23 protein-coding genes and 1 tRNA gene are annotated in these 24,241 nt (G+C 69.3%); 22 read left to right on the plus strand and 2 right to left on the minus strand.

All coding sequences use genetic code 11. The annotated features are described in order from the left end of the window. Positions 1 to 13: 13 nt before the first annotated feature. A complete protein-coding gene (locus ACWGJY_RS21870) occupies positions 14 to 472 on the minus strand; it encodes an ATP-binding protein (protein ID WP_453262494.1) in 459 nt (152 codons plus the stop codon). A 219-nt stretch (positions 473 to 691) separates the two neighbouring features. On the opposite strand from ACWGJY_RS21870, the gene ACWGJY_RS21875 reads away from it, so the two are divergent. The 4 genes from ACWGJY_RS21875 (at position 692) to ACWGJY_RS21890 (ending at position 3,451) form a co-directional block, all read left to right on the plus strand. Continuing rightward, positions 692 to 1,522 (plus strand): helix-turn-helix domain-containing protein, encoded by an 831-nt coding sequence (locus ACWGJY_RS21875; RefSeq protein WP_453262495.1) that lies wholly within the window; start codon positions 692 to 694, stop codon positions 1,520 to 1,522. Further along, positions 1,519 to 1,731 (plus strand): DUF397 domain-containing protein, encoded by a 213-nt coding sequence (locus ACWGJY_RS21880; protein ID WP_453262496.1) that lies wholly within the window; start codon positions 1,519 to 1,521, stop codon positions 1,729 to 1,731. Before ACWGJY_RS21875 ends, ACWGJY_RS21880 begins: the two co-directional genes overlap by 4 nt. 484 nt (positions 1,732 to 2,215) lie before the next feature. Next, positions 2,216 to 2,296, plus strand: coding sequence for a tryptorubin family RiPP precursor (locus ACWGJY_RS21885; protein WP_453262561.1), 81 nt, complete (start codon positions 2,216 to 2,218; stop codon positions 2,294 to 2,296). 108 nt (positions 2,297 to 2,404) lie between these two features. Then, positions 2,405 to 3,451, plus strand: coding sequence for a cytochrome P450 (locus tag ACWGJY_RS21890; protein WP_453262497.1), 1,047 nt, complete (start codon positions 2,405 to 2,407; stop codon positions 3,449 to 3,451). Between the two features lie 397 nt (positions 3,452 to 3,848). Here ACWGJY_RS21890 and ACWGJY_RS21895 read toward each other — a convergent pair. Beyond that, positions 3,849 to 3,920 (minus strand) — tRNA-Arg (locus tag ACWGJY_RS21895). 224 nt (positions 3,921 to 4,144) lie between these two features. Between ACWGJY_RS21895 and ACWGJY_RS21900 the strand changes: the two genes are divergently transcribed. The 18 genes from ACWGJY_RS21900 to atpE all read left to right on the plus strand — a co-directional run bounded on the left by ACWGJY_RS21900 (position 4,145) and on the right by atpE (position 24,216). Continuing rightward, a complete protein-coding gene (locus tag ACWGJY_RS21900) occupies positions 4,145 to 4,666 on the plus strand; it encodes a response regulator (RefSeq protein ID WP_453262498.1) in 522 nt (173 codons plus the stop codon). Between the two features lie 194 nt (positions 4,667 to 4,860). Then, on the plus strand, positions 4,861 to 5,883 hold the full coding sequence (gene nrtL, locus ACWGJY_RS21905; protein WP_453262499.1) for an ArgS-related anticodon-binding protein NrtL: 1,023 nt from the start codon (positions 4,861 to 4,863) through the stop codon (positions 5,881 to 5,883). A 26-nt stretch (positions 5,884 to 5,909) separates the two neighbouring features. Then, a complete protein-coding gene (lysA, locus tag ACWGJY_RS21910; protein WP_453262500.1) occupies positions 5,910 to 7,301 on the plus strand; it encodes a diaminopimelate decarboxylase in 1,392 nt (463 codons plus the stop codon). Between the two features lie 137 nt (positions 7,302 to 7,438). Continuing rightward, positions 7,439 to 8,731: a homoserine dehydrogenase gene (locus ACWGJY_RS21915; protein ID WP_453262501.1), complete on the plus strand. Its 1,293-nt coding sequence runs from the start codon at positions 7,439 to 7,441 to the stop codon at positions 8,729 to 8,731. Between the two features lie 8 nt (positions 8,732 to 8,739). After that, on the plus strand, positions 8,740 to 9,825 hold the full coding sequence (thrC, locus tag ACWGJY_RS21920) for a threonine synthase (RefSeq protein ID WP_453262502.1): 1,086 nt from the start codon (positions 8,740 to 8,742) through the stop codon (positions 9,823 to 9,825). 360 nt (positions 9,826 to 10,185) lie between these two features. Beyond that, complete coding sequence (gene thrB, locus ACWGJY_RS21925) at positions 10,186 to 11,103, plus strand: homoserine kinase (RefSeq protein WP_453262503.1); 918 nt, start codon at positions 10,186 to 10,188, stop codon at positions 11,101 to 11,103. A gap of 372 nt (positions 11,104 to 11,475) precedes the next feature. Further along, the gene (rho, locus tag ACWGJY_RS21930) at positions 11,476 to 13,584 is read left to right on the plus strand and encodes a transcription termination factor Rho (protein WP_453262504.1); all 2,109 of its coding nucleotides are present in this window, start codon (positions 11,476 to 11,478) and stop codon (positions 13,582 to 13,584) included. 406 nt (positions 13,585 to 13,990) lie between these two features. Further along, on the plus strand, positions 13,991 to 15,115 hold the full coding sequence (locus ACWGJY_RS21935) for an LCP family protein (RefSeq protein ID WP_453262505.1): 1,125 nt from the start codon (positions 13,991 to 13,993) through the stop codon (positions 15,113 to 15,115). Positions 15,116 to 15,290: 175 nt separating this feature from the next. Further along, positions 15,291 to 15,515: a 50S ribosomal protein L31 gene (rpmE, locus tag ACWGJY_RS21940; RefSeq protein ID WP_453262506.1), complete on the plus strand. Its 225-nt coding sequence runs from the start codon at positions 15,291 to 15,293 to the stop codon at positions 15,513 to 15,515. 174 nt (positions 15,516 to 15,689) lie between these two features. Beyond that, entirely contained in the window at positions 15,690 to 16,769 is a 1,080-nt protein-coding gene (prfA, locus tag ACWGJY_RS21945; protein WP_453262507.1) for a peptide chain release factor 1, read from the plus strand. Positions 16,770 to 16,888: 119 nt separating this feature from the next. Further along, positions 16,889 to 17,734 (plus strand): peptide chain release factor N(5)-glutamine methyltransferase, encoded by an 846-nt coding sequence (gene prmC, locus ACWGJY_RS21950; protein ID WP_453262508.1) that lies wholly within the window; start codon positions 16,889 to 16,891, stop codon positions 17,732 to 17,734. Positions 17,735 to 17,804: 70 nt separating this feature from the next. Then, positions 17,805 to 18,452 carry an L-threonylcarbamoyladenylate synthase gene (locus ACWGJY_RS21955; RefSeq protein WP_453262509.1) on the plus strand — a complete coding sequence of 216 codons (648 nt, stop codon included), beginning with the start codon at positions 17,805 to 17,807 and terminating at the stop codon, positions 18,450 to 18,452. Beyond that, positions 18,452 to 19,132, plus strand: a complete 681-nt coding sequence (locus ACWGJY_RS21960) for an arsenate reductase/protein-tyrosine-phosphatase family protein (protein WP_453262510.1) — start codon at positions 18,452 to 18,454, stop codon at positions 19,130 to 19,132. Before ACWGJY_RS21955 ends, ACWGJY_RS21960 begins: the two co-directional genes overlap by 1 nt. Before the next feature lie 143 nt (positions 19,133 to 19,275). Next, the gene (locus tag ACWGJY_RS21965; RefSeq protein WP_453262511.1) at positions 19,276 to 20,658 is read left to right on the plus strand and encodes a serine hydroxymethyltransferase; all 1,383 of its coding nucleotides are present in this window, start codon (positions 19,276 to 19,278) and stop codon (positions 20,656 to 20,658) included. 99 nt (positions 20,659 to 20,757) lie between these two features. Further along, positions 20,758 to 22,092, plus strand: a complete 1,335-nt coding sequence (locus ACWGJY_RS21970; protein WP_453262512.1) for an MraY family glycosyltransferase — start codon at positions 20,758 to 20,760, stop codon at positions 22,090 to 22,092. A 287-nt stretch (positions 22,093 to 22,379) separates the two neighbouring features. Continuing rightward, positions 22,380 to 22,817, plus strand: a complete 438-nt coding sequence (locus ACWGJY_RS21975) for a hypothetical protein (RefSeq protein WP_453262513.1) — start codon at positions 22,380 to 22,382, stop codon at positions 22,815 to 22,817. Between the two features lie 279 nt (positions 22,818 to 23,096). Beyond that, a complete protein-coding gene (atpB, locus tag ACWGJY_RS21980; RefSeq protein ID WP_453262562.1) occupies positions 23,097 to 23,891 on the plus strand; it encodes a F0F1 ATP synthase subunit A in 795 nt (264 codons plus the stop codon). A 76-nt stretch (positions 23,892 to 23,967) separates the two neighbouring features. Beyond that, positions 23,968 to 24,216 (plus strand): ATP synthase F0 subunit C, encoded by a 249-nt coding sequence (gene atpE / locus ACWGJY_RS21985; RefSeq protein ID WP_018087389.1) that lies wholly within the window; start codon positions 23,968 to 23,970, stop codon positions 24,214 to 24,216. Positions 24,217 to 24,241 lie beyond the last annotated feature (25 nt).

Genomic DNA, 24,241 nt, shown 5'->3' on the forward strand with positions numbered 1-24,241 from the left:
GGCCCGGCGCCGATTACGTCACCAGCCGGGTCGGCGCCGATGACGGCGTACCGGCTCCCGCGGCCGAGGCGACGACGTCAAGCTCGGCCCAGATGGTCTTGCCGGGGGCGAAGGGGCGTGGGGCGACCGCCCAGCGGGTGGCGAGCGCGGCCACCAGGAGCAGCCCGCGGCCGGACTCGGCATCGGCGGACGGAGTGCCGAGGGAGGGCTGCCGTTCGGTACGGGTGTCCGACACCTCGACGCGGAGTACGACGGCTGTGGTCGTTGCGGGGCCCCGGGTAGCGGTCAGGCGAACTTGGAAGTCCCGTCCGGGGACATGGCCGTGGCGGACGGCGTTCGCGGTGAGTTCGGCCGCGATGAGGGTGACGGTCTCGTTGGCGGGCGCGGTGTAGGGGTGTCCCCACTCGTCGAGCCGGTGCGAGACGAGGCGTCGGGCAAGGCGTGCGCCGCGTGGGGTGGAAGTGAACCGCATGCTGAATTCGTGTGCCGTGGTGGCGTGTTGGGGCGTTGCCTCGGAAGGGGGAGTTGTGCTGTTCATGGGGCCTACCGTTCCGCCGGGGACGTACCGTTGACGAGGAGTGACGCGCCGACTGCGGGGCGTTGTACGCACCTGAGGGGCGCTTGTACGTTGCGGCTGCGTGACCGGGGCGGGAAGCGGTGCGTTGGCCCGGATCGGGGAGGTACCGGGGTCATGGACGACGATGTTCAGCGGGCGGAGTACGAGCCCGGATCAGGCATCCTGTGCGTGTTCGGGCGCCAGATGAAGCGGTTACGGGAGTGGGCGGGCCTGGACCGGGCCGAGTTCGGCTCGCGCACGGGCTATTCGTCGGCCACCATCGCCTCGTTCGAGCAGGGCAGGCGTATCCCGCCGCCGGAGTTCATCGACAGGGCGGACGAGGTGCTGGGCGCGCACGGCGTCTTGGCCGAGATGAAGGAAGAGGTGGCTCGGGCGCAGTACCCGGCGTTCTTCCGGGATGCGGCGCGGTTGGAGGCGAAGGCGGTTGAGCTGCATGTCTACGACAGTCAGGTGGTCAACGGTCTCTTGCAGACGGAGGAGTACGCACGGGCGGTGTTCGCGATGTGGCGTCCCCTGCTGGAGGAGGAGACCATCGAGCAACGGGTGGCGGCGCGTCTCGCCAGGCAGGAAATTTTCGCTCGGCGGACGACTCCACACCTGAGCTTTGTGATTGAGGAGGCCGTGTTGCACAGGCCCCTCGGTGGCTGGGCGGTGTGGCGAGGCCAGTTGGAGCAGATCCTGCTCCTCGGACAGAAGCGAAACGTGGAGATCCAGGTGATGCCTTTGGCGCGCCAGGAGCACGCAGGACTGGCTGGCCCCTTCACCTTGATGGAGACGAAGGAAGGGCGCAGGATCGCCTACACAGAAGTGCAAGGCGACAGTCGCGTGCACACGGACCGCGCCAAAGTCAGGGAGCTGGAAGCCGCATATGGGATCATCCGCGCGCAGGCTCTCACGCCGACGGAGGCGCTGGCCCTTATTGAGAAGTTGCTGGGAGAGAGATGAGCGGAGATTTGGCTGAGCAGGGCGCTGAAAAGCTCTTTTGGTTCAAGAGCAGTTACAGCGCCGGTGACGGCGGCCAGTGCGTCGAGGTCGCTACCTGCCCCGGCACCGTGCACATTCGTGATTCGAAGGACATAACGCGGCCCGCTCTGGCCGCCACCCCCGCCGCGTGGACCTCCTTCGTGGAGTTCGCCGCCGGGCGTGACGTCTGACGCGGGCAGAGTCAGTCAGCCGCCGTTTGGGCCCCACTGGAGTCCAAACGGCGGCTTCGCGTCTACGTCATCGGTCCGTGGTCTGCTGCTCCCCGAAGGTGGCCCAGGTGTGGCTGCGGACGGCCGGATCGCCGAGCGTGTCGTAGGCCGTGCTGGGGCAGCGGGTCGGTGAAGGCGTCAGAGTCGTGGTCTACAGACGGATGCCTCGGTGACGCCGCAGGAGCGTCAAGTGTGGTGGCTGCTGCCCCTCGGCAGCCGCCCTCCGCACCGGCGGGGCATGCCCCTTGGTGCAGTCATTTTCGGCATTTCGTCATAATTCGTCCATGGCGGGAAACGGAGCTATTGACAGTGAATTTCTCTCTGGGCTTCACTCATTTCGGTGTCGGGCAGCGGAAATTTGTTCTGCGCGAAGCCGGAATCACTGTCGTGGGCAATGTGAATTCATGCCCGAAGATGCCAGTTCACAGTAAAGGAAGGTCCCGTCGTGAAGTTCCTTTTCTCTCTCAAGAACAAGATGACGCCTGAGAAGAGCCTGAAGGCGTACGCCTGGTACCTCTGGTACTAAACGGTGAATCGGTTGCCTGAATAGGGAAGTATTTCGCCTTCCAGGCCCGTGCCCGGCGAAGCCCCATCGGCCCGCCGGACACGGGCCTCCCACTCTTGGAGGCCATCGATGCACGCATCCGCTACCGGTCGGCACGCCCGGACCACTGTTTTTGCGCCGCGGCTCCACGCCCTTCTGCGTGACCATCGCGGCGAGGACGTTTTCCGCCTGGATTCCGGCACCGTCGGTGTCGCCGGGCCTGATGTGGCGGACCGGATCCTCGGTGTCCGACCGGCCACCGAAAATGAACGTCCAACATTCAAACCTCTCCATGGCCGTTCCATTCCCCGTGTCGAGGCATCAACGGTCATGCAGGCCATCGGTCGCGATGTGCGAGCAGCACTGAAAAAGCCCGCGCCGAAATCGGCAGAGCTCTCCGGCGAATGGCCGCACGTCGGTCACGTCTATCTGCGCGATCTGATTCTCGGCGCAGACCCGTACCGGTTGCGCATCCTCATGGACCGTGTGCTGGAGCTGACCCCCAAACTGACCTGGGCCGTCATCGCCACCGGAGCGGCGCTCCCCGGCAGGCTCCGCCCGGGAGCGCCCGTTTCGGCCATCGCGAGCCTGACCGCCAACGCCACGACCTACAGCGACCGCCGCTACGCGATGGGCCTCTACCGGCGGGCGGCCGCGCCCGTCTGCTTCACCGTCTCCACACTCGTCGCCAACGCGCTCTGGCTCGGCTCACCCTTCGACGACGACACACCGAACCAGAACATCCTGTACGAGGCCATGCGGCTGTTGCCGCCGTCCTGGAACATCCTGCGGAACGCGTCCCCCGAGTACCCCGCCCTCGACCCCCGGATCGCCGCGGCCGACGATGTCCTGGTGCTGCCGCTGCTCAGCCATCGCGACCCCGCGATCTGGGACGACCCCGACGAGTTCCGCCCCGAACGCTGGGACGGCCTCGACCCCGAAAACCAGCCCGGGTACCTCCCCTTCGGCCATGCGTCCGAACGCTGCTGGGGACGGCACATGGTGATGCCCCTGGCCGAGATGCTTCTCGGCATGCTGCGCGACGACGGCCTGGTGGCCGGCCCGCAGCAGACCACCGCCGAGGTCCCCCTCGCCGGCCTGCTCGGGGTCGCTCGCGTGCAGGTCACCCGCAGCTGAGCATGCGCCTGGGAAACGTCGAGGTGAACGAAGCCCCGACGTAGCGAGGCGAGTTGCTGGATGTGCTCATGGACCCGTCCCTGTCAATCCGAACGGTCAGCAGTCCAACTAGCGGTCGAATAGTCACGATTATCGAAGTTCGGGGCGGCACCGACGTGTACACCGTCTCCGGGGTCCAATGAGCCATTGACCGAGGACCCGAAGCGGAGGAGCGCGAGGAGGAGGGGCAGGAGAGCTCGCCCGCCGGCCCCCGCCCCTGCCGGTCGGTCTTACTCGCCACTCACTCGGGATCAGTGACAGGAAATGACGAAGAGCCGGACCCAGTGAGACTGGGTCCGGCTCTTCGTCTATGACACTCACGCAGGTCAGCGGCTTGTACGTGCTGGTTGCTGCGAAGTGCCCCCGGCAGGATTCGAACCTGCGCACACGGCTCCGGAGGCCGTTGCTCTATCCCCTGAGCTACGGGGGCGTTGCCGCCTGTGTTCTTGTGGCGACGGGTAGAACACTACCAGCTCTGATGGGGTGTTCATGAACAGGTTTCGTGGGCGGTGGGGGAGGCGTCGCGTCGGGGGTGACCGGGGTTCTAGCGCATGTGCGGGGCGTGGTGCCGAGGGTCGGGGAAAGGTCCCTCGCACGGGGGCGGAAGTGGGGAAAACCGGGACGCAGTCGCAGGTGGAGTCCTAGTCTCATGGTGTGCCTGGCTTGTCCGGTCGGATCCTTGTCGTCGACGACAACAAGGTGATCCGGCAGTTGATCAGGGTCAACCTCGAGCTGGAGGGCTTCGAGGTCGTGACCGCGGCTGATGGTGCCGAATGTCTGGACGTTGTGCACCACGTGAGACCTGATGTCGTGACCCTTGATGTCGTGATGCCGCGGCTCAACGGTCTGCACACCGCGGCGCGGTTGCGGTCCGATCCGCGGACGTGGGACATCCCGATCGCCATCGTCAGTGCGTGTACGCAGGGCGAGGTGGACAACGGTGAGTCGGTAGGGGTGGACGCGTTTCTGGCGAAGCCGTTCGAGCCGACGGAGCTGGTACGGACCGTGGGGATGCTGGTGCGCGAGGGACGGCAGCGGCAGCGTGCGCCCGAGGGTGGGGCTGAGGAAGAGGACGGGGAGAGCGACGGGGGCGGGGGTGCGGCGGAGCGCGGTGCTTCGTCGGGCGGGGTCGCGACGTCCGGTGGGGTCGGCAGGGTGGAGGCCGGCGGGGAGTAGCGGGCTTTCTTGCGCCGCGTGCCGGGCCAAGCTGGGAGCCGGTGCCCCTGATGCTGTGCACCGGTTGAATGCCCCGAACCTGAGTGCCGTGCCCCGTCCCTGAGCCCCGTGCCCCGCCCCGGATCTCCGGGCGGAGTGTCCACAGGGCGAAACCGGGTCGCATGGATGCCCCGGGTCTCCCATACGCTTGTCCCGTGACCCCCGCTGAGCTCTCCCGCACCGTTCTGCGCTCCGTGCGTGGTGCAGTGGAGGAGCAGGAGCTCTCCGTGCCCGTGCCGGCGCGGATCGTGGTGCAGCCGCCGCCGCGGCCCGGGTGTGGGGACTACGCCTCCAATGTCGCGCTGCAGCTGGCCAAGCCGGCGGGGCGGCCGGCCCGGGAGGTTGCCGAGATTCTGCGGAAGCGGCTGGCCGGGAGCGCGGGGATCGCCCGGGTCGAGATCGCCGGGCCGGGGTTCTTGAATTTCACGCTGGGCGACGGTGCACAGGTCGCGCTCGTACGGGAGGTGCTGGCGCAGGGGGAGCGCTACGGGGACCGGAGCGCGGAGGGTGGGGCCGTCCCCTCCGGCCCGGTCACCGGTTCCGCCGCCGGCTCCGACGCCCGTGCCCGCGTGGTCGCCGAGGTGCTGGCCCGGGTCGAGGCGGCGGCCGGCCTCACCGGCAGTGCGGCCGGCGGTCCCCCCCGTCTAGCCCCCGCCCCCTTCGACCTCGCCACCCTCACCGCCCGCCTGGGCGCCGATGAGGCACGCTGGGTTCTGCTGCGTCCCGCCTCACACGATCCGGTGCGGATACCCGAGCGGCCGGTGCAACGGGAGAGCAATCCGCGGTTCCGGGTGCAGTACGCGTACGCCCGGACCCGGGCGCTGGTGCGGAACGCACGCGACCTGGGGTTCGAGGGGGAGCCCGGGGAAGTGCGGGCGCCGGCCGCGGCCCCTTCCGCCGCCGGGGGAGACCTCCGGGCGCTGCACTCCCTGCTCGCCACCTACCCGTCCGTCATCGAAGCCGCCGCGCGGCTGCGGGCGCCGGACCGGCTGGTGCGGCATCTGGAGGCGACGGCGGATGCGTTCTTCCGGTGGCATGACGTCTGTCCGCCGTTGCCCGTCGGAGAGCAGAAACCCTTGGCCGTGCATCGCGCCCGGCTGGCCCTTGCCGAGGCCGGCGGGACGGTGCTCGCCAACGGCCTTCGTCTGCTCGGCATCTCCGCTCCCGAACACCTCTGAACGATTTTGAGGGGATCTCCACAGTCATGAGTCGCTCCGCCCACCCTGCAGGGCCCCGGCACGCTGACGTACTGCCCGAGGGGCACTACGCCGGGCCGCCCGCAGATCTGAACACCCTCGACCCGCGGGTCTGGTCCCGCACGGTCTCGCGCAATGCCGACGGTGTGGTCACCGTCGGCGGGCTGGACGTCACCGCGCTCGCCGCGGAGTTCGGCACTCCGGCGTACTTCCTGGACGAGGACGATTTCCGGGCCCGCTGCCGGGACTGGAAGGACGCCTTCGGTCCGGGCGCCGATGTCTTCTACGCCGGGAAGGCGTTCTTGTCCCGGGCCATCGTGCGGTGGCTGAACGAAGAGGGGCTGAATCTCGACGTGTGTTCCGGGGGCGAGCTGGCCACGGCGCTGGCGGCGGGAATGCCGGCCGAGCGGATCGCCCTGCACGGGAACAACAAGAGCACCGAGGAAATCACCCGCGCTGTGGAGGTGGGAGTCGGGCGGATCGTGCTCGACTCCTTCCAGGAAATCGTGCGGGTCGCCCACATCGCGGAGCGGCTGGGCAAGCGGCAGCGCGTGCAGATCCGGGTCACGGTCGGTGTCGAGGCGCATACGCATGAGTTCATCGCCACCGCGCACGAGGACCAGAAGTTCGGAATTGCGCTGGCGGACGGGCAGGCCGCGGAGGCCGTGCGTCGTGCGCTGAAGCTCGACGGACTGGAACTCATCGGCATTCACAGCCATATCGGCTCGCAGATTTTCGATATGGCGGGATTCGAGGTGTCGGCCCGCCGAGTGGTGCAGCTGCTGACCGAGGTGCGGGACGAGCACGGCATCGAGCTGCCCGAGATCGACCTCGGCGGCGGGCTCGGCATCGCGTACACCTCGGACGACGATCCGCGCGAGCCGCACGAGATCGCGACGGCGCTGGGCGACATCGTGCGCCGGGAGTGCGCCGCGGCGGGGCTGAGCGTGCCGCGGCTGTCGGTCGAGCCGGGACGGGCGATCGTGGGCCCCACGGCCTTCACGCTGTACGAGGTCGGCACGGTCAAGGAGCTGGAAGGCCTGCGGACATATGTGTCCGTGGACGGCGGGATGTCGGACAACATCCGCACCGCGCTCTACGACGCGGAGTACAGCGTGGCGCTGGTGTCGCGCACCTCCGGTGCCGAGCCGATGCTCTCGCGCGTGGTCGGCAAGCACTGCGAGAGCGGGGACATCATCGTCCGCGACGCCTTTCTGCCGGCCGATGTCGCGCCGGGCGATCTGCTCGCGGTGCCGGCCACGGGTGCGTACTGCCGTTCCATGGCGAGCAACTACAACCACTCGCTGCGGCCGCCGGTCGTAGCGGTGAAGAACGGCGAAGCCAGGGTGATCGTCCGCCGGGAGACGGAGGAAGATCTCCTGCGGCTGGATGTCGGCTAGGGCCGGATCACCGGGCCCCGGCCCCGGATGAAATAAATGTCTCGGCATCTGGACGACGGACGGAAACCGCCGTCCGGTGCGTGAGACTTGTGCATGAGCAAGCTGGAATTCGCTGATCGATGAGAAGCAGAGGTCGAATGATGCGTACGCGTCCGCTGAAGGTGGCGCTCCTGGGCTGTGGTGTTGTCGGCTCAGAGGTGACGCGCATCATGACGACGCACGCCGCCGACCTCGCCGCCCGCATCGGTGCGCCCGTGGAGCTCGCCGGAATCGCCGTCCGCCGCCCCGACAAGGTGCGCGAGGGCGTCCCGGCCGAGCTGGTCACCACCGATGCGACCGCGCTCGTCAAACGGGGCGACATTGATGTCGTGATCGAGGTCATCGGCGGTATCGAGCCGGCCCGCACGCTCATCACCACCGCTTTCGAGCACGGCGCGAGTGTGGTCTCCGCCAACAAGGCGCTGGTCGCGGCGGACGGCGCGGCGCTGCACGCGGCGGCCGAGGCCAAGGGCGCCGACCTGTATTACGAGGCCGCCGTCGCGGGCGCGATCCCGCTGGTACGGCCGCTGCGCGAGTCCCTGGCCGGCGACAAGGTCAACCGGGTGCTCGGCATCGTCAACGGCACCACCAACTTCATCCTCGACAAGATGGACTCGACCGGGGCGGGCTACAGCGAGGCGCTGGACGAGGCGACCGCCCTCGGATACGCCGAGGCCGACCCGACCGCCGATGTCGAGGGCTTCGACGCCGCAGCCAAGGCCGCGATCGTGGCCGGTATCGCCTTCCACACCCGGGTGACCATCGACGATGTGCACCGCGAGGGCCTCACCGAGGTCACCGCGGCCGATATCGCCTCCGCCAAGCGGATGGGGTGCACGGTCAAGCTGCTGGCGATCTGTGAGCGGGCCGCGGACGGGGCGTCCGTGACCGCGCGGGTGCACCCCGCGATGATTCCGCTGACGCATCCGCTCGCCTCCGTCCGCGAGGCGTACAACGCGGTCTTCGTCGAGGCCGAGGCGGCCGGCCGGCTGATGTTCTACGGTCCGGGCGCGGGCGGCGCGCCGACCGCCTCCGCGGTCCTCGGTGACCTCGTTGCGGTCTGCCGCAACAAGCTCGCCGGTGCCACCGGTCCGGGGGAGTCCGCCTACACACGGCTGCCCGTCAGCCCCATGGGCGCGGTCGTCACGCGGTACCACATCAGCCTCGATGTGGCCGACAAGCCCGGCGTTCTCGCTCAGGTCGCCACGATCTTCGCGGAACACGGCGTATCGATCGATACGGTCCGTCAGTCGGGCAAGGACGGCGAGGCATCCCTCGTCATCGTCACCCACCGAGCGGCGGACGCGGCCCTGTCGTCGACCGTCGGGGCACTGCGCGAGCTCGACACCGTCCGTGGTGTCGCCAGCATCATGCGGGTCGAAGGGGAGTAAAGGAACCCATGTCTGCCAATTCCACTGTGACCACGGCGAGCCGCCAGTGGCGCGGAATCATCGAGGAATACCGCGACCGGCTTCCGGTCAGCGACACGACCGAGGTCGTCACCCTCCGGGAGGGCGGCACTCCTCTCGTGCCGGCCCAGGTGCTCTCCGAGCGCACCGGCTGCGAGGTACACCTCAAGGTCGAGGGTGCCAACCCCACCGGCTCCTTCAAGGACCGTGGCATGACGATGGCGATCACCCGCGCCAAGGAGGAGGGCGCCAAGGCGGTCATCTGCGCCTCCACCGGCAACACCTCCGCCTCGGCCGCCGCCTACGCGGTCCGCGCCGGCATGGTCTGCGCCGTGCTCGTCCCGCAGGGCAAGATCGCCCTCGGCAAGATGGGCCAGGCCCTCGTCCACGGCGCGAAGATTCTCCAGGTCGACGGAAATTTCGACGACTGTCTGACGCTGGCCCGGCGTCTTTCCGACAATTACCCGGTCGCACTTGTGAACTCCGTGAACCCGGTGCGCATCGAGGGCCAGAAGACCGCCGCCTTCGAAATCGTCGACATGCTCGACGACGCGCCCGACATCCATGTGCTGCCCGTCGGCAACGCCGGCAACATCACGGCGTACTGGCGGGGCTACCGGGAGTACGCGGCCGACGGCATCGCCTCGCACACCCCGCGCATGTGGGGCTTCCAGGCCTCCGGCAGCGCGCCGATCGTGCGCGGTGAGGTCGTCAAGGACCCGCACACCATCGCCACCGCCATCCGCATCGGCAACCCCGCCTCGTGGTCGTACGCGGAGCAGGCGCGGGACGAGTCCGGCGGCCTCATCGACTCCGTGACCGACCGTCAAATCCTGGCTGCCTACCGCCTGTTGGCCGCGCAGGAGGGGGTCTTCGTGGAGCCCGCCTCGGCCGCGTCCGTGGCCGGTCTGCTCAAGGCGGCCGAGGAGGGCAAGGTCGACCCCGGCCAGCGCATCGTCTGCACGGTGACCGGCAACGGCCTCAAGGACCCGGACTGGGCGGTGGCCGGAGCGCCGCAGCCGGTCACGGTCCCGATCGACGCGGACGCCGCGGCCGAGCGCCTCGGCCTCGCCTAGGACGTCCGGCGCCCCGCGCGGGGCGCAGCGGTACGGGCGGATCCGCCCGTACGGCACCGGTGACGGGGCGGTGAACGTCCCGTCACCCCGCGCACAGCAAACTGTGCAAAGGCTGCAAAGCCCGGGGAAGACGGCGTCGGGGCACGGGAAGGCGCGCGACACGCATCGTGCGCCTCCTGTGCGCCCTATGTCGCGACAGAACCTTCCTTCGATAGGCTGGCACCAACTCCCCTCCCCACGGCATAGCGCAGTGGCGTTCAGGGCAGGTCAGAACAGACCCCACGAGCCGGCCGGGCACCTCGGTGCCGCGGCGCTCTGTGGGGCAGTACCGCAGCATCAATCAAGGAGAGTCATCGAGCGATGGCCGGTCCCGCGTTCCGCGCCGCCGCCGTCCGGGTGCGCACCCCCGCTACCAGCGCCAATCTCGGTCCCGGCTTCGATGCCCTGGGTCTTTCCCTGGGCCTGTACGACGATGTCGTGGTGCGGGTCGCCGACGCCGGGCTGCACATCGACATCGCAGGTGAGGGCGCCGAGTCCCTGCCACGCGACGAGAGCCATCTGCTCGTACGGTCGATGCGCACCGCCTTCGAGCTGCTCGGCGGACAGCCGCGCGGCCTGGAAATCGTCTGCGCCAACCGCATTCCGCACGGCCGCGGCCTGGGGTCTTCCTCCGCCGCCATCTGCGCCGGCATCGTCGCCGCCCGCGCGGTGACGATAGGCGGTGAGCAAAAACTCGACGACACCGCGCTGCTGGAGCTGGCCACCGAGATCGAGGGCCACCCCGACAATGTCGCCGCCTGTCTGCTGGGCGGTTTCACGCTCGCCTGGATGGACACCGGAACCGCCCGCGCGATCCGGATGGATCCCGCCGGTTCCATCGTTCCGGTGGTCTTCGTGCCCGGGAAGCCGGTGCTGACCGAGACCGCCCGTGGACTGCTGCCGCGCACCGTCCCGCATGTGGACGCCGCGGCCAACGCCGGCCGCGCCGCACTGCTCGTCGAGGCCCTGACCAGGCGCCCCGAGCTGCTGCTCGCCGCGACCGAGGACCGACTCCACCAGGAATACCGCGCTCCCGCGATGCCGGAGAGCGTGGCCCTGGTGAACCGGCTGCGCGCGGACGGCGTCCCCGCAGTCGTGTCCGGTGCGGGCCCGACGGTGCTCGCGCTGGTCGAGGACGCGGCGGCCGAGAAGGTCGCGGCCCTGGCGGGAGAAGGGTGGGCGGCCAACCGGCTGGCCCTCGACGCGGCAGGCACCTGCGTACTGCCGCTCGCCGGGTGAGCACGCGGGTGATCGACGATTGCCGGTCTTGGAGAGGGGGAATGTTTGTTGGACCCGGTAGTGTTAACCTCAAGTCAGTACTCGACGCCTGAGCGGCGCGGTGCTTCGTGTCCCCCATAGGGACCACCTTCTTCCGGGAGCCTCCCAAACTGCTTGGAGCAATGGCCTGAGCAGTAGTGAGCACGCTCCGGAATCGGCGTGACGGCATGGCCAGTCTGCATCTCTTCACGCCGGAGCCATGAACTGATTCTCTCCGCCATTTCCGGCGGGACCACCGCCCCGGCCCGGTCCACGAGACCAAGGACCCAGCCGGACAGCACAACCGGTCGCCGAGCCAGACAGGCCGACGCCCGCTCCAGGGAAGGACCCTTCGTGAGCGACACCACCGATCTGATGGGCGCGCGCACCGATGGCAGTGCCACCGCGCCCGCCACGGACGCTCCCGCCGCGCCTGCTACCACGCGGCGCCGCCGTTCCGGCACCGGCCTTGACGGCATGGTCCTGGCAGAGCTGCAGCAGGTCGCCTCCGGCCTCGGTATCAAGGGCACCGCGCGGATGCGCAAGGGCCAGCTGATCGAGGTCATCAAGGAGAAGCAGGCCGGGGGCTCGGGCTCCGCCGCCAAGGCCGACGCGTCCGCCGACACCAAGCCCAAGCGCCGTACGACCTCCAAGGCCCGTACCGGCGACGACAGTGCGGAGCAGGCGGCCGGCAAGGCCGCCAAGTCCGACAAGGGCAACAAGGCCGCGGACAAGTCCGGGGCCCAGCAGCAGATCGACATCCCCGGCCAGCCGTCCCCCGAGGTCTCGGCTTCGCTCGACCAGGGAGGTTCCCCCATCGCCGAGCAGCCGGCCGGCGAGCGCCGCCGGCGCCGCGCCACCGCCGCCGCGGGCAGCCCCGAGGGCGCCTCGGGCGACGTCAAGACCGAGACCAGGGTCGAGACGAAGACCGAGGTCAAGGCGGATGCCAAGACCGACACCGCGGCCTCCCCGCAGGAGACCGGCGAGGGCCGGCCCGGCAAGAGCGGCGAGCGCCAGGACCGCGGCGACCGTCAGGACCGCGGGCAGAAGGGCGACCGCGGGGACCGTCAGGACCGTGGTGAGCGCGGCCAGCGCCAGCGCGACCGCGACCGCGGCGACCGCCGCAAGGGCGATGCCGGCGACGGCGGCCAGGGCGGTCAGGGCGGCCAGGGCGGCCAGCGCCAGCGCGACCGCCGTACCGATGACGACGACGACTTCGAGGGCGGCCGCCGTGGCCGTCGCGGCCGCTACCGCGACCGCCGTGGCCGTCGCGGGGGCCGTGAGGACTTCGGCAACGAGCCGCAGGTGTCCGAGGACGACGTCCTGATCCCGGTCGCGGGCATCCTCGACATCCTCGACAACTACGCGTTCATCCGGACCTCCGGCTACCTGCCCGGCCCGAACGACGTGTACGTCTCCCTCGCCCAGGTCCGTAAGAACGGTCTGCGCAAGGGCGACCACGTCACCGGCGCGGTCCGCCAGCCCAAGGACGGCGAGCGCCGCGAGAAGTTCAACGCGCTGGTCCGGCTCGACACGGTCAACAGCGTGGCGCCCGAACAGGGCCGCGGACGGCCGGAGTTCGGAAAGCTGACGCCCCTTTACCCGCAGGAGCGACTGCGTCTTGAGGGGGAGTCGGGCGGTCTGACGACCCGGATCATCGACCTGGTCACGCCGATCGGCAAGGGCCAGCGTGGTCTGATCGTGGCCCCGCCGAAGACCGGTAAGACCATGATCATGCAGGCGGTCGCCAACTCGATCACCCGCAACAACCCCGAGTGCCACCTGATGGTCGTCCTGGTCGACGAGCGTCCGGAAGAGGTCACCGACATGCAGCGGTCGGTGAAGGGCGAGGTCATCTCCTCGACCTTCGACCGCCCGGCCGAGGACCACACCACCGTCGCCGAGCTGGCCATCGAGCGTGCCAAGCGCCTCGTCGAGCTGGGCCACGACGTGGTCGTCCTGCTGGACTCGATCACCCGTCTGGGACGTGCGTACAACCTCGCAGCCCCGGCCTCCGGCCGCATCCTGTCCGGTGGTGTCGACTCGACCGCGCTCTACCCGCCGAAGCGCTTCTTCGGTGCCGCGCGCAACATCGAGGACGGCGGTTCGCTGACCATCCTGGCCACCGCGCTGGTCGAGACCGGCTCGCGGATGGACGAGGTGATCTTCGAGGAGTTCAAGGGCACCGGCAACCTGGAGCTCAAGCTCGACCGCAAGCTCTCGGACAAGCGCATCTTCCCGGCGGTGGACGTGGACGCGTCCAGCACCCGTAAGGAAGAGATCCTGATGGGCAGCGACGAGCTCTCCGTCGTCTGGAAGCTGCGCCGGGTGCTGCACGCCCTGGACCAGCAGCAGGCCATCGAGCTGCTGCTGGACAAGATGAAGCAGACGAAGTCCAACGCGGAGTTCCTGCTGCAGATCCAGAAGACGACGCCGGGTATGGGCGGCAACGGCAACGACTGACGCCCCCGGGCGCGTCCTCGCGCCGTACGCACAGCCCCCCTCGCCCCCTGTGGGTGAGGGGGGCTGTGTGCTGAGTGGCCACGGACGGCGCGGGCGGACGGGAGGGCGCGGTGTGACCCGGACCGCGCCCCGCGGGCCGTACACACGCCGCGCTTGAGACCTTCCGCACAGATCCGCGCAACCCGCATGGTTCCAGCCATGCCGGGAAAAAGGCCGAAAGCCCAGGTGGGAAGGACGAAGGTCCTGAGCCCGCCGGGCGGGCCGCCGCGCACTTCTAAGAAATCGCTCATGACCCGCTGTGCAACCCTTCCCGTCGACCTCCCGTCTGACAAGGAGCAACGGGCCGTGTCGGCACACGGCACGGCGGCGGCGAGGGGCAGCCGAGCGAACGAGGACTGAGGAGCAGATGGCGGACAGCAACGGGACCGCGAAGACGGCCGAAAGCCGTGCCCGCGGCATACGTGCCACGGGCCGCCGGCGAAGGGGCCCGACCCGACGCCGCCGGGCACTGACCATTACCGCATGCACGCTGACCAGCGTCGTACTGCTCGGTGGTGCCGGACTCGGCTACGTCTACTTCAAGCTCAACGGCAATCTGAAGGGCGTCGACATCAACGCCGCCCTCGGACACGACCGGCCGAAGAACGTGGACGACGGCTCGATGGACATCCTCGTGATGGGATCCGACTCCCGCGCCGGCAAGAACGGGGAGTACGGCAAGGACGAGGGCGGCGCGCGGTCCGACACGGCGATGATCGTGCACGTCTACAAGGGCCGTAAGAAGGCCAGTGTGGTCAGCGTCCCCCGGGACACCATGATCAAGCGCCCCGACTGCAGCAAGGACGGCAAGGACGTCCCGGGCGCGCAGCGGGCGATGTTCAACACGGCGTTCGAGGTCGGCGGGCCGGCCTGCGCGGTCAAGACCGTCGAGTCGATCAGCGGGGTCCGGATGGACCACTTCATCGAGGTCGACTTCACCGGCTTCAAGAAGCTCATCGACGCGCTGGGCGGGGTGGACGTCACCACCAGCAAGGCGATCGACGACAACCACAGCCATCTGCACCTGCAGCCCGGCAAGCACACCCTGAACGGCGAGCAGTCGCTCGGCCTCGTCCGGACCCGGCACGGCGTGCCCGGCGGCGACGGCAGCGACCTGGGCCGCATCCAGCTCCAGCAGACGTTCATCAAGGCCCTGATGAACCAGGTCAAGAACGTCGGGGTGCTCACCAACCCCACCAAGCTCTACGACATCGCCGATACGGCCACCAAGGCCATCACCACCGACACCGACCTCAACTCGGTCACCGAACTGACCGGGCTGGCCAAGAGCCTGGGCGGCATCGGGTCGGAGCACATCAAGATGGTGACGATGCCGGTGACGTACGACCCCACCAACCCGGACCGGGTGGTGCCGCTGATGAAGAAGAGCGAGCAGGTCTGGCAGGCGCTGCGGCAGGACAAGGACATCCCCCAGTCCGCGACCAAGGGCTCGGCCGGTGACCAGGGCGGCACGGACAAATACGTGAAGTAGCCGGAAAGTGTGGTTCCGGGGCCCCGGCGGCCCCGGAACCCGGCCGGGGAATAGTTGCGCCTGTACCCCGGTTTTGGGAGATACGGCTAGTCCTGGCAGACTGGACCGTCGGCCCCGGTTCACGTGACGCAACCCGCAGCACGACCCGGTGCACTCCCGAACCTAGGAGAATCCCTTGAAGCGCGACATCCACCCGGAGTACGTCGAGACCCAGGTCAGCTGCACCTGTGGCGCGTCCTTCACCACCCGCAGCACGGTCGCCGGCGGCAGCGTCCGCGCCGACATCTGCTCCGAGTGCCACCCGTTCTACACCGGCAAGCAGAAGATCATGGACACGGGCGGCCGCGTGGCCCGCTTCGAGGCCCGCTTCGGCAAGGGCGCTGCAGCCGCCAAGAAGTAGCGACCCGCAAGGCGCCGGTCTCCGGTCGCCCCTGCCCAGGGGTGACCGGACCGGCGTTTTGTCGTCCTGGCCCCCGGCTCCCGTACGGCGAGCCCCGGGCCCCGCGGCGCAGCCGCAGATGTGCCAGCGCCCCGGTATCCGGGTCACCACAGCAGCCAGTAGAGGAACCCCACGATGTTCGAGGCGGTCGAGGAACTGATCGGCGAGCACGCCGGTCTCGAGAAGCGGCTGGCCGACCCCGCGGTCCACGCCGACCAGCGCGAGGCCATGCGGCTCAACAAGCGCTACGCGGAGCTGACCCCGATCATCGCGACGTACCGCGACTGGAAGCAGACCGGCGACGACATGGAGACCGCGCGCGAATTCGTCGCGGACGACCCGGACTTCGCCGACGAGGTCAAGGAACTCGACGCCCGGCGCGACGAGCTGACCGAAAAGCTGCGGCTGCTGCTCGTCCCGCGCGACCCCAGCGACGACAAGGACGTCATCCTCGAGGTCAAGGCCGGCGAGGGCGGCGAGGAGTCCGCGCTGTTCGCCGGCGACCTGCTGCGGATGTATCTGCGCTACGCCGAGCGGGCCGGCTGGAAGACCGAGATCCTGGAGGCCAACGAGTCCGACCTCGGCGGCTACAAGGACGTCCAGGTCGCGGTGAAGACCAAGGGCGGCAACGGCGCCACCGAGCCGGGACAGGGTGTCTGGGCGCGGCTGAAGTACGAGGGCGGGGTGCACCGCGTCCAGCGCGTGCCCGCCACCGAATCGCAGGGCCGTATCCACACCTCCGCGGCCGGTGTGCTGGTCACGCCCGAGGCCGAGGAGGTCGAGGTCGAGATCGGCCCCAACGACCTGCGGATCGACGTCTACCGCTCGTCGGGCCCCGGCGGCCAGTCGGTCAACACCACCGACTCCGCGGTGCGCATCACCCACCTGCCCACCGGCATCGTCGTCTCCTGCCAGAACGAGAAGAGCCAGCTCCAGAACAAGGAGCAGGCGATGCGCATCCTGCGCTCCCGGCTGCTGGCCGCGGCGCAGGAAGAGGCCGAGCGGGAGGCGTCGGACGCCCGGCGCAGCCAGGTCCGCACGGTTGACCGCTCCGAGCGCATCCGTACGTACAACTTCCCGGAAAACCGCATCTCGGACCACCGGGTCGGCTTCAAGGCGTACAACTTGGACCAGGTGCTCGACGGCGAGCTCGACCCGGTCATCCAGGCGTGTGTCGACGCCGACTCGGCCGCCAAGCTCGCCGCCGCCCAGTAATCCCGCACGACCCGGTACGTACCGGCCGGGGACCGCACCGCCGGGGGCACCCCCGGACCCCCGGCCGATCGACGGCGAACCCGCACCATGAAGACGCAGCGCACTAGGAGGAAGGCCCCGTGAACCTTCTGCTCGCCGAGGTGGCCCAGGCCACCCAGCGGCTGGCCGACGCCGGTGTGCCCTCGCCGCGCTTCGACGCCGAGGAACTCGCCGCGTTCGTGCACGGCGTCAAACGGGGTGAGCTGCACCACGTCAAGAACGCGGACTTCGACGCCCGCTACTGGGAGGCCGTCGCCCGCCGCGAGGCCCGTGAGCCGCTCCAGCACATCACCGGCCGGGCATTCTTCCGCTACCTCGAACTCGCCGTCGGGCCAGGGGTGTTCGTGCCCCGCCCGGAGACCGAGTCGGTCGTCGGCTGGGCGATAGACGCCGTACGGGCCATGGACGTCGTCGAGCCGCTGATCGTCGATCTGTGCACCGGCTCCGGGGCGATCGCCCTCGCCCTCGCGCAGGAGGTGCCCCGCTCGCGGGTGCACGCCGTGGAGCTGTCCGAAGAAGCTCTGGACTACGCCCGCAAGAACGTCGAGGGGTCCCGCGTCGTTCTCCATCACGGCGACGCGCTGACCGCGCTTCCCGAACTGGACGGGCAGGTCGACCTGGTCGTCTCCAACCCGCCGTACATCCCGCTGACCGAGTGGGAGTACGTCGCACCCGAGGCCCGCGACCACGACCCCGAACTCGCGCTGTTCTCGGGCCAGGACGGCCTGGACACCATCCGTGGCATCGAGCGGACCGCACACCGCCTGCTGCGCCCCGGAGGTGTGGTCGTCATCGAGCATGCCGACACCCAGGGCGGGCAGGTGCCGTGGATCTTCACCGAGGAGCGGGGCTGGGCCGATGCGGCCGACCACCCGGACCTCAACAACAGGCCCCGATTCGCCACCGCGCGCCGGGCGACGCCATGAGGCGTTCCGCTTCGGCGCCTGATGCAGCCGATGCATCCGAAGTATTCGTTTCGCACGAGGAGGTCCCGTAATGGCACGGCGATACGACTGCAGCGACGCGACCGACCGCACCACCGGTCTGCGCGAGGCCGCCTCGGCCGTCCGCCGCGGTGAGCTGGTCGTGCTGCCGACCGACACCGTCTACGGCATCGGCGCGGACGCCTTCAGCGCCGAGGCCGTCGGCGATCTGCTGGAGGCCAAGGGCCGCGGCCGCGGTATGCCCTCCCCGGTCCTCGTCGGGTCCCCCAACACCCTGCACGGCCTGGTCACCGACTTCTCCGAGCAGGCCTGGGAGCTGGTCGACGCCTTCTGGCCCGGTGCGCTCACCCTCGTCGCCAAGCACCAGCCGTCGCTGACCTGGGACCTGGGCGAGACCCGTGGCACGGTCGCGGTACGGATGCCGCTGCACCCCGTCGCGATCGAGCTGCTCACCGACTTCGGCCCGATGGCCGTCTCCAGTGCCAACCTCACCGGCCACCCGTCCCCGCAGGACTGCGACGCCGCACAGGAAATGCTGGGCGACTCGGTCTCCGTCTACCTCGACGGCGGCCCCACGCCCGCCGCCGTGCCCTCGTCGATCGTCGACGTCACCGGCAAGATCCCGGTGCTGCTGCGCGCGGGCGCGATCACCGCGGAGGAACTGCGCAAGGTGGTACCCGAGCTCGAGGTGGCCAATTGATGGCGCCCCTGGGGCGTGGCATAGCGGGACCAGGCGCCGGCACCCACCCCCCTGTCCCCCCTTCACCCCCTTTTCGGATTCTCCACGTCAGCACCGGCAACGTCTGCCGCTCGCCGATCACCGAGCGGCTGCACCGCCATGCCCTGGAGCTGCGGCTGGGCGAGGCCCGCAGCGGCGGACTGCTCGTGGAGAGCGCCGGTACCTGGGGTCACGAAGGCGCCCCGATGGAGACGCACGCCGCGACGGTGCTCACCGACTACGGCGCCGACCCGGCCGGCTTCATCGGCCGGGAGCTGCTCGACGAGCACGTCATCCGCGCCGACCTGGTGCTCACCGCCACCCGTGACCACCGTGCCCAGGTCATCTCGATGGGGCATTCCGCGGGACTGCGCACGTTCACGCTCAAGGAGTTCAACCGGCTGGTGCGGGCCATAGACCCCGCCACGCTGCCCGAGCCCGACCCGGCCCGGCCGGACGGCGGGCTGATCGAGCGCGCCCGTGCGCTGGTCGGCGCCGCCGCGGCGCTGCGCGGCTGGCTGCTGGCGCCCAACCCGGAGTCCGACGAGGTCTACGACCCCTACGGGGCCCCCATCACCTTCTTCCGCTCCATCGGCGACGAGATCAACCAGGCGCTCGACCCGGTCGTCACCGCCCTCACCGGGCTCCCGGCGCGCGCCTGAGGCCTGTCTCCCGGCAACCGGGGAGACAGGCCTGTGAGGGCCCCTGTGCGCGGGCCTGGACCCCGTCGGCCCGCACACCGCGCCCGATCGCCCCGCCGCGCCTACATTGGGACTACGTCCCCGTACGAGGCCCGGAGCAAGCGATGCCTGCGACCACCGCGTCACCCCGTCACGAGACCCCGGCCGGCCCTTCCCGGGCCGCCGAGCCCACGCCGGACGCCGGGCCGGCCGAGACCGTCGAGGACCGCGCACGGGCCGCCGCCCGTGACGCCGTCACCCGGCCGGCCGGCTCCCCGGACTTCGCCGCCCTGCTGCGCCAGGACCCCGAGATCGCCGGTGTGGTGCTCGGCGAGAGCGCCCGGCAGAGTGACGGTCTGCAGCTGATCGCCGCGGAGAACTTCACCTCACCGGCCGTCCTCGCCGCCCTCGGCTCCCCGCTGGGCAACAAATACGCCGAGGGCTATCCCGGCGCCCGGCACCACGGCGGCTGCGAGATCGTCGACCTCGCCGAGCGGATCGCGGTGGAGCGCGCCAAGGCCCTTTTCGGCGCCGAACACGCCAACGTCCAGGCCCACTCCGGGTCTTCGGCCGTTCTGGCCGCCTACGCCGCCCTGCTGCGCCCCGGTGACACCGTCCTGGCCATGTCCCTCCCGCACGGCGGGCACCTCACCCACGGATCGCCCGCCAACTTCTCCGGCCGCTGGTTCGACTTCGCCGGCTACGGCGTCGACGAGGAGACCGGGCTGCTGGACTACGACGCGATCCGCGAGCTGGCCCGGGACCGCCGGCCCAAGGCCATCGTCTGCGGCTCGATCTCCTACCCCCGGCACATGGACTACGCCGCCTTCCGCGACATCGCCGACGAGACCGGCGCCTATCTGATCGCGGATGTCGCGCATCCGCTCGGGCTCATCGCCGGGGGCGCGGCGCCCAGCCCCGTCCCGTACGCCCATGTGGTGTGCGGTACGACACACAAGGTGCTGCGCGGGCCGCGCGGCGGGCTGATCCTGTGCGGCGCGAAGCTGGCCGAGCGCATCGACCGGGCGGTGTTCCCGTTCACCCAGGGCGGTGCCCAGATGAACGCCGTCGCCGCCAAGGCCGTCGCCTTCGCGGAGGCCGCCACGCCCGCCTTCGGCGCGTACGCGCACCAGGTCACCGCCAATGCCCGCGCGCTCGCCGGGGCGCTGGCCGGACACGGTCTGACGATCACCACCGGCGGCACCGACACCCATCTGATCAGCGCTGATACCGCCCCGCTCGGCCTCGACGCCCGCACCGCCCGGGGTCGGCTGGCGGCCGCCGGGATCGTCCTGGACACCTGCGCCCTGCCGTGCGCCGACGACCCCGCGGCCCGCCGGACCGGCCTGCGGCTGGGCACCGCCGCGGTGACGACGCAGGGGATGGGCGAGGCCGAGATGAAGGCGGTTGCCGGGCTGGTCGTGGCGGCGCTGGAGGAGGACACCACGGCCCGCTCCCGCACCGTCGCTTTGGTCCATGGCTTTCCGCCTTATCCCGATCACGGGTGACGGCGGGAACCATCCGCCGACGCGAGGCGTCTCTCCCTGTATTCACGGTCAGGGGGCTGACACGCATAGGGTGTGGGGCTGTGATGGCCAGCTATACCAATGGGGCAGCCCGTGCGTGAATACCTGCTGACGCTGTGCGTCACGGCCGCGGTGACCTACCTGCTGACCGGGCCGGTGCGGAAGTTTGCGATCGCGGCCGGTGCGATGCCGGAGATCCGCGCGCGTGATGTGCACCGCGAGCCGACACCGCGGCTCGGCGGTATCGCGATGTTCGGCGGGCTGTGCGCCGGCCTGCTGGTCGCCTCGCACCTGACCAACCTCAAGAGCGTCTTCGAGAACTCCAACGAGCCCCGGGCGCTGCTCTCCGGCGCCGCCCTGATCTGGATCCTCGGCGTCCTGGACGACAAGTGGGGCGTGGACGCGCTGGTCAAGCTCGGCGGCCAGATGATCGCCGCGGGTGTGATGGTCCTGCAGGGCCTGACGATCCTGTGGATCCCGATCCCCGGCGTCGGCACGGTCTCGCTGACCCCGATGCAGGGCACCCTGCTGACCGTCGCGCTCGTCGTCATCACCATCAATGCGGTCAACTTCGTCGACGGCCTGGACGGTCTCGCCTCCGGCATGGTGTGCATCGCGGCCGCGGCGTTCTTCATGTACGCGTACCGGATGTGGTTCGGCTATGGCATCGAGGCGGCCGCGCCCGCAACGCTGTTCTCGGTCGTGCTGATGGGCATGTGCCTGGGCTTCCTGCCGCACAACATGCACCCGGCGCGGATCTTCATGGGTGACTCGGGATCGATGCTGATCGGCCTGGTGATGGCCGCGGGCGCGGTCTCGGTGACCGGCCAGGTCGACCCGGACCTGCTCAATGTGAAGGCGGGCGGTCTGCGCGAGGCGACCCACGCGATGGTGCCGGTCTACATCCCCCTGCTGCTGCCCCTGACGGTCATCGCGGTGCCGGTCGCCGACCTGGTCCTGGCGATCGTGCGGCGCACCTGGCAGGGCCAGTCGCCGTTCGCCGCCGACCGCGGTCACCTGCACCACCGACTGCTGGAAATCGGCCACTCGCACAGCCGGGCCGTGCTGATCATGTACTTCTGGTCCGCGCTGATCGCCTTCGGCGCGGTCGCCTACTCGGTGAACAACGCCAGCATGTGGATCGTGCTGGGCATCGTGCTGCTGAGCGCGGTGGGCCTGGTGCTGCTCCTGCTGCCGCGCTTCACGCCGCGTACGCCGCGCTGGGCGGAGTGGATGGTGCCGCCGCGCTACCGGCGGGCCGCCCACGCGACGGCGACCGCCGCGGTGGCCGACGGCGAGGACGCCGTCGAGCCGGAGGAGGAGCGCGAGCCGGTCCCGGCGGGCATCAACGGGGCCACCGCGATCGGCGACCGCTCACGCTTCGTGGAGCACCGGAGGGCGGGCAGTCACCGCTGATCCCGCCAGGTGATCGCCCGAACGCGCGATAAAAATCGGGTCGGTTGACCCCATACCAGACAAAAGGCTGGCCGTCAGTGCACCAACGCGCGGGTTCACGCTCAGGTGTGACAGGGTCCACACGAACCAGGTAAAGACCTCATCAAATAGTTTGTGATACCGTTCACGAAACCCGGCGATAGAGCCGAGAGAACGTAGTGCGACGTTCTTTCAGCCTCAGGTTCCGCCTCTGGCCGGGTCTACGCTCGTCCCTGACGACAACCCCCACCTTTTGCCGGAGCGCCGCCATGCAGTCGAATGACGCCCGACTACTCCTTCACACCGCTGTGCCCACGCTCGCCACCGGTGTCATCGCCGTTGCCGTGAGCGCTGTGGCCGTCGGTGCGACGGGAGCGATCGGCGCTGTCGTCGGCACCGTGCTGGTGCTGCTCGTCATGGGGGCCGGGCTGGTTGTCCTGCAGAAGACCGCGAGGAGTCTGCCGCAGCTTTTCCAGATGATGGGCCTGCTGCTTTACACGGTGCAGATTCTGTTCGTGCTGGTCTTCCTGATCGCGTTCAAGGACACAACCCTCTTCGACACCAAGGCATTTGCGTTCACATTGCTCGGCGCCACTCTCGTGTGGATCGCGGCGCAGACCCGCGGTCACATGAAGGCGAAGATTCTGTACGTGGATCCCGACTCCGCCGAGACGAAGAAGGCGGAGACGGCGGGGTCGCCGACGTGACACGTAGGGCCGAGATAAAAGCCCTCTTGCGGGCCTGCTATCGTCCGGTGCCAACTGCGGCACAGTTGGCGCAGGCGGCTGAGCTCCCCAGATCCACTCGATGGAACGGGCAGTTCTCGCGGCCGATGCCTGTGATGAGGCCGGGCCCAGCGCCCGCCAGCCGCCCCCTAATCCGTAAGACCAGTCCAGTGCCGCTCCGTGGCTCAACGCCGCGCCGACACAACGAGGTTGCCGTACCCATGCGCCACGCTGAAGGAGCTCGCGGTGAGTGCTGAAACGATGCTCGCCTTCGAGACCGACTGCCACATCTTCTCCGGGTGCGGCTTCCCAGCTCCCGGGCTTCATTCGTTCGTCTTCAAGCCGCTGTTCACGATCAACGGCTTCGAGTTCAACAAGGTCATGCTGCTGGCGCTGCTCAGCACCGTCGTGGTCGTGGCGTTCTTCTGGGCGGCGTTCGGCAAAGCCAAGGTGGTGCCGGGCAAGCTGCAGATGATCGGCGAAGCGGGTTATGACTTCGTGCGCCGCGGGATCGTCTACGACGCGCTCGGCAAGAAGGAGGGCGAGAAGTACGTCCCCTTCATCGTCTCGCTGTTCTTCTTCGTCTGGATCATGAATCTGTGGTCGATCGTTCCGATCGCCCAGTTCCCGGTGACCTCGATCATCGCGTTCCCCGCGGGTCTCGCGGCGATCGTCTACGTCACGTGGGTCACCCTGACCTTCAAGCGGCACGGCTTCGTCGGCGCGCTGAAGAACTTCAGCGGCTACGACAAGTCGCTCGGCGCGGTCCTGCCGATGCTGATCGTCATCGAGCTGCTCTCGAACCTGATCATCCGGCCCTTCACCCACGCGGTGCGGCTCTTCGCGAACATGTTCGCCGGCCACCTCCTGCTGCTGATGTTCACGATCGCCACCTGGTACCTGCTGAACGGATTCGGCGTGGTCTACGCCGGCGCCTCGTTCATCATGACCATCCTGCTGACCGCTTTCGAGCTGTTCATCCAGGCCGTGCAGGCGTACGTCTTCGTGCTCCTGACCGCGAACTACCTCCAGGGCGCGCTCGCCGAGCACCACTGAGCCCCTGTCTCCCCAGCCCCTATAGACGCCCGGTGGCCAACCCCCATCGGTCCGTGAAAGAGAAGGAAGTAACGGCATGTCCGCTGCTCTCGAGACTGTCAACCTCGCCGCCGGCGTCACCGGCAACCTCGGCTCGATCGGTTACGGCCTCGCCGCGATCGGCCCCGGCGTCGGCGTCGGCATCATCTTCGGTAACGGCACCCAGGCCCTCGCCCGTCAGCCCGAGGCTGCCGGCCTGATCCGCACCAACCAGATCATGGGTTTCGCCTTCTGTGAGGCGCTCGCCCTGATCGGCATCGTCATGGGCTTCCTCTTCAAGGCCTGACGGACTGCTGCAATCACCGACAGAC

Source organism: Streptomyces sp. NPDC054765, assembly GCF_053612065.1.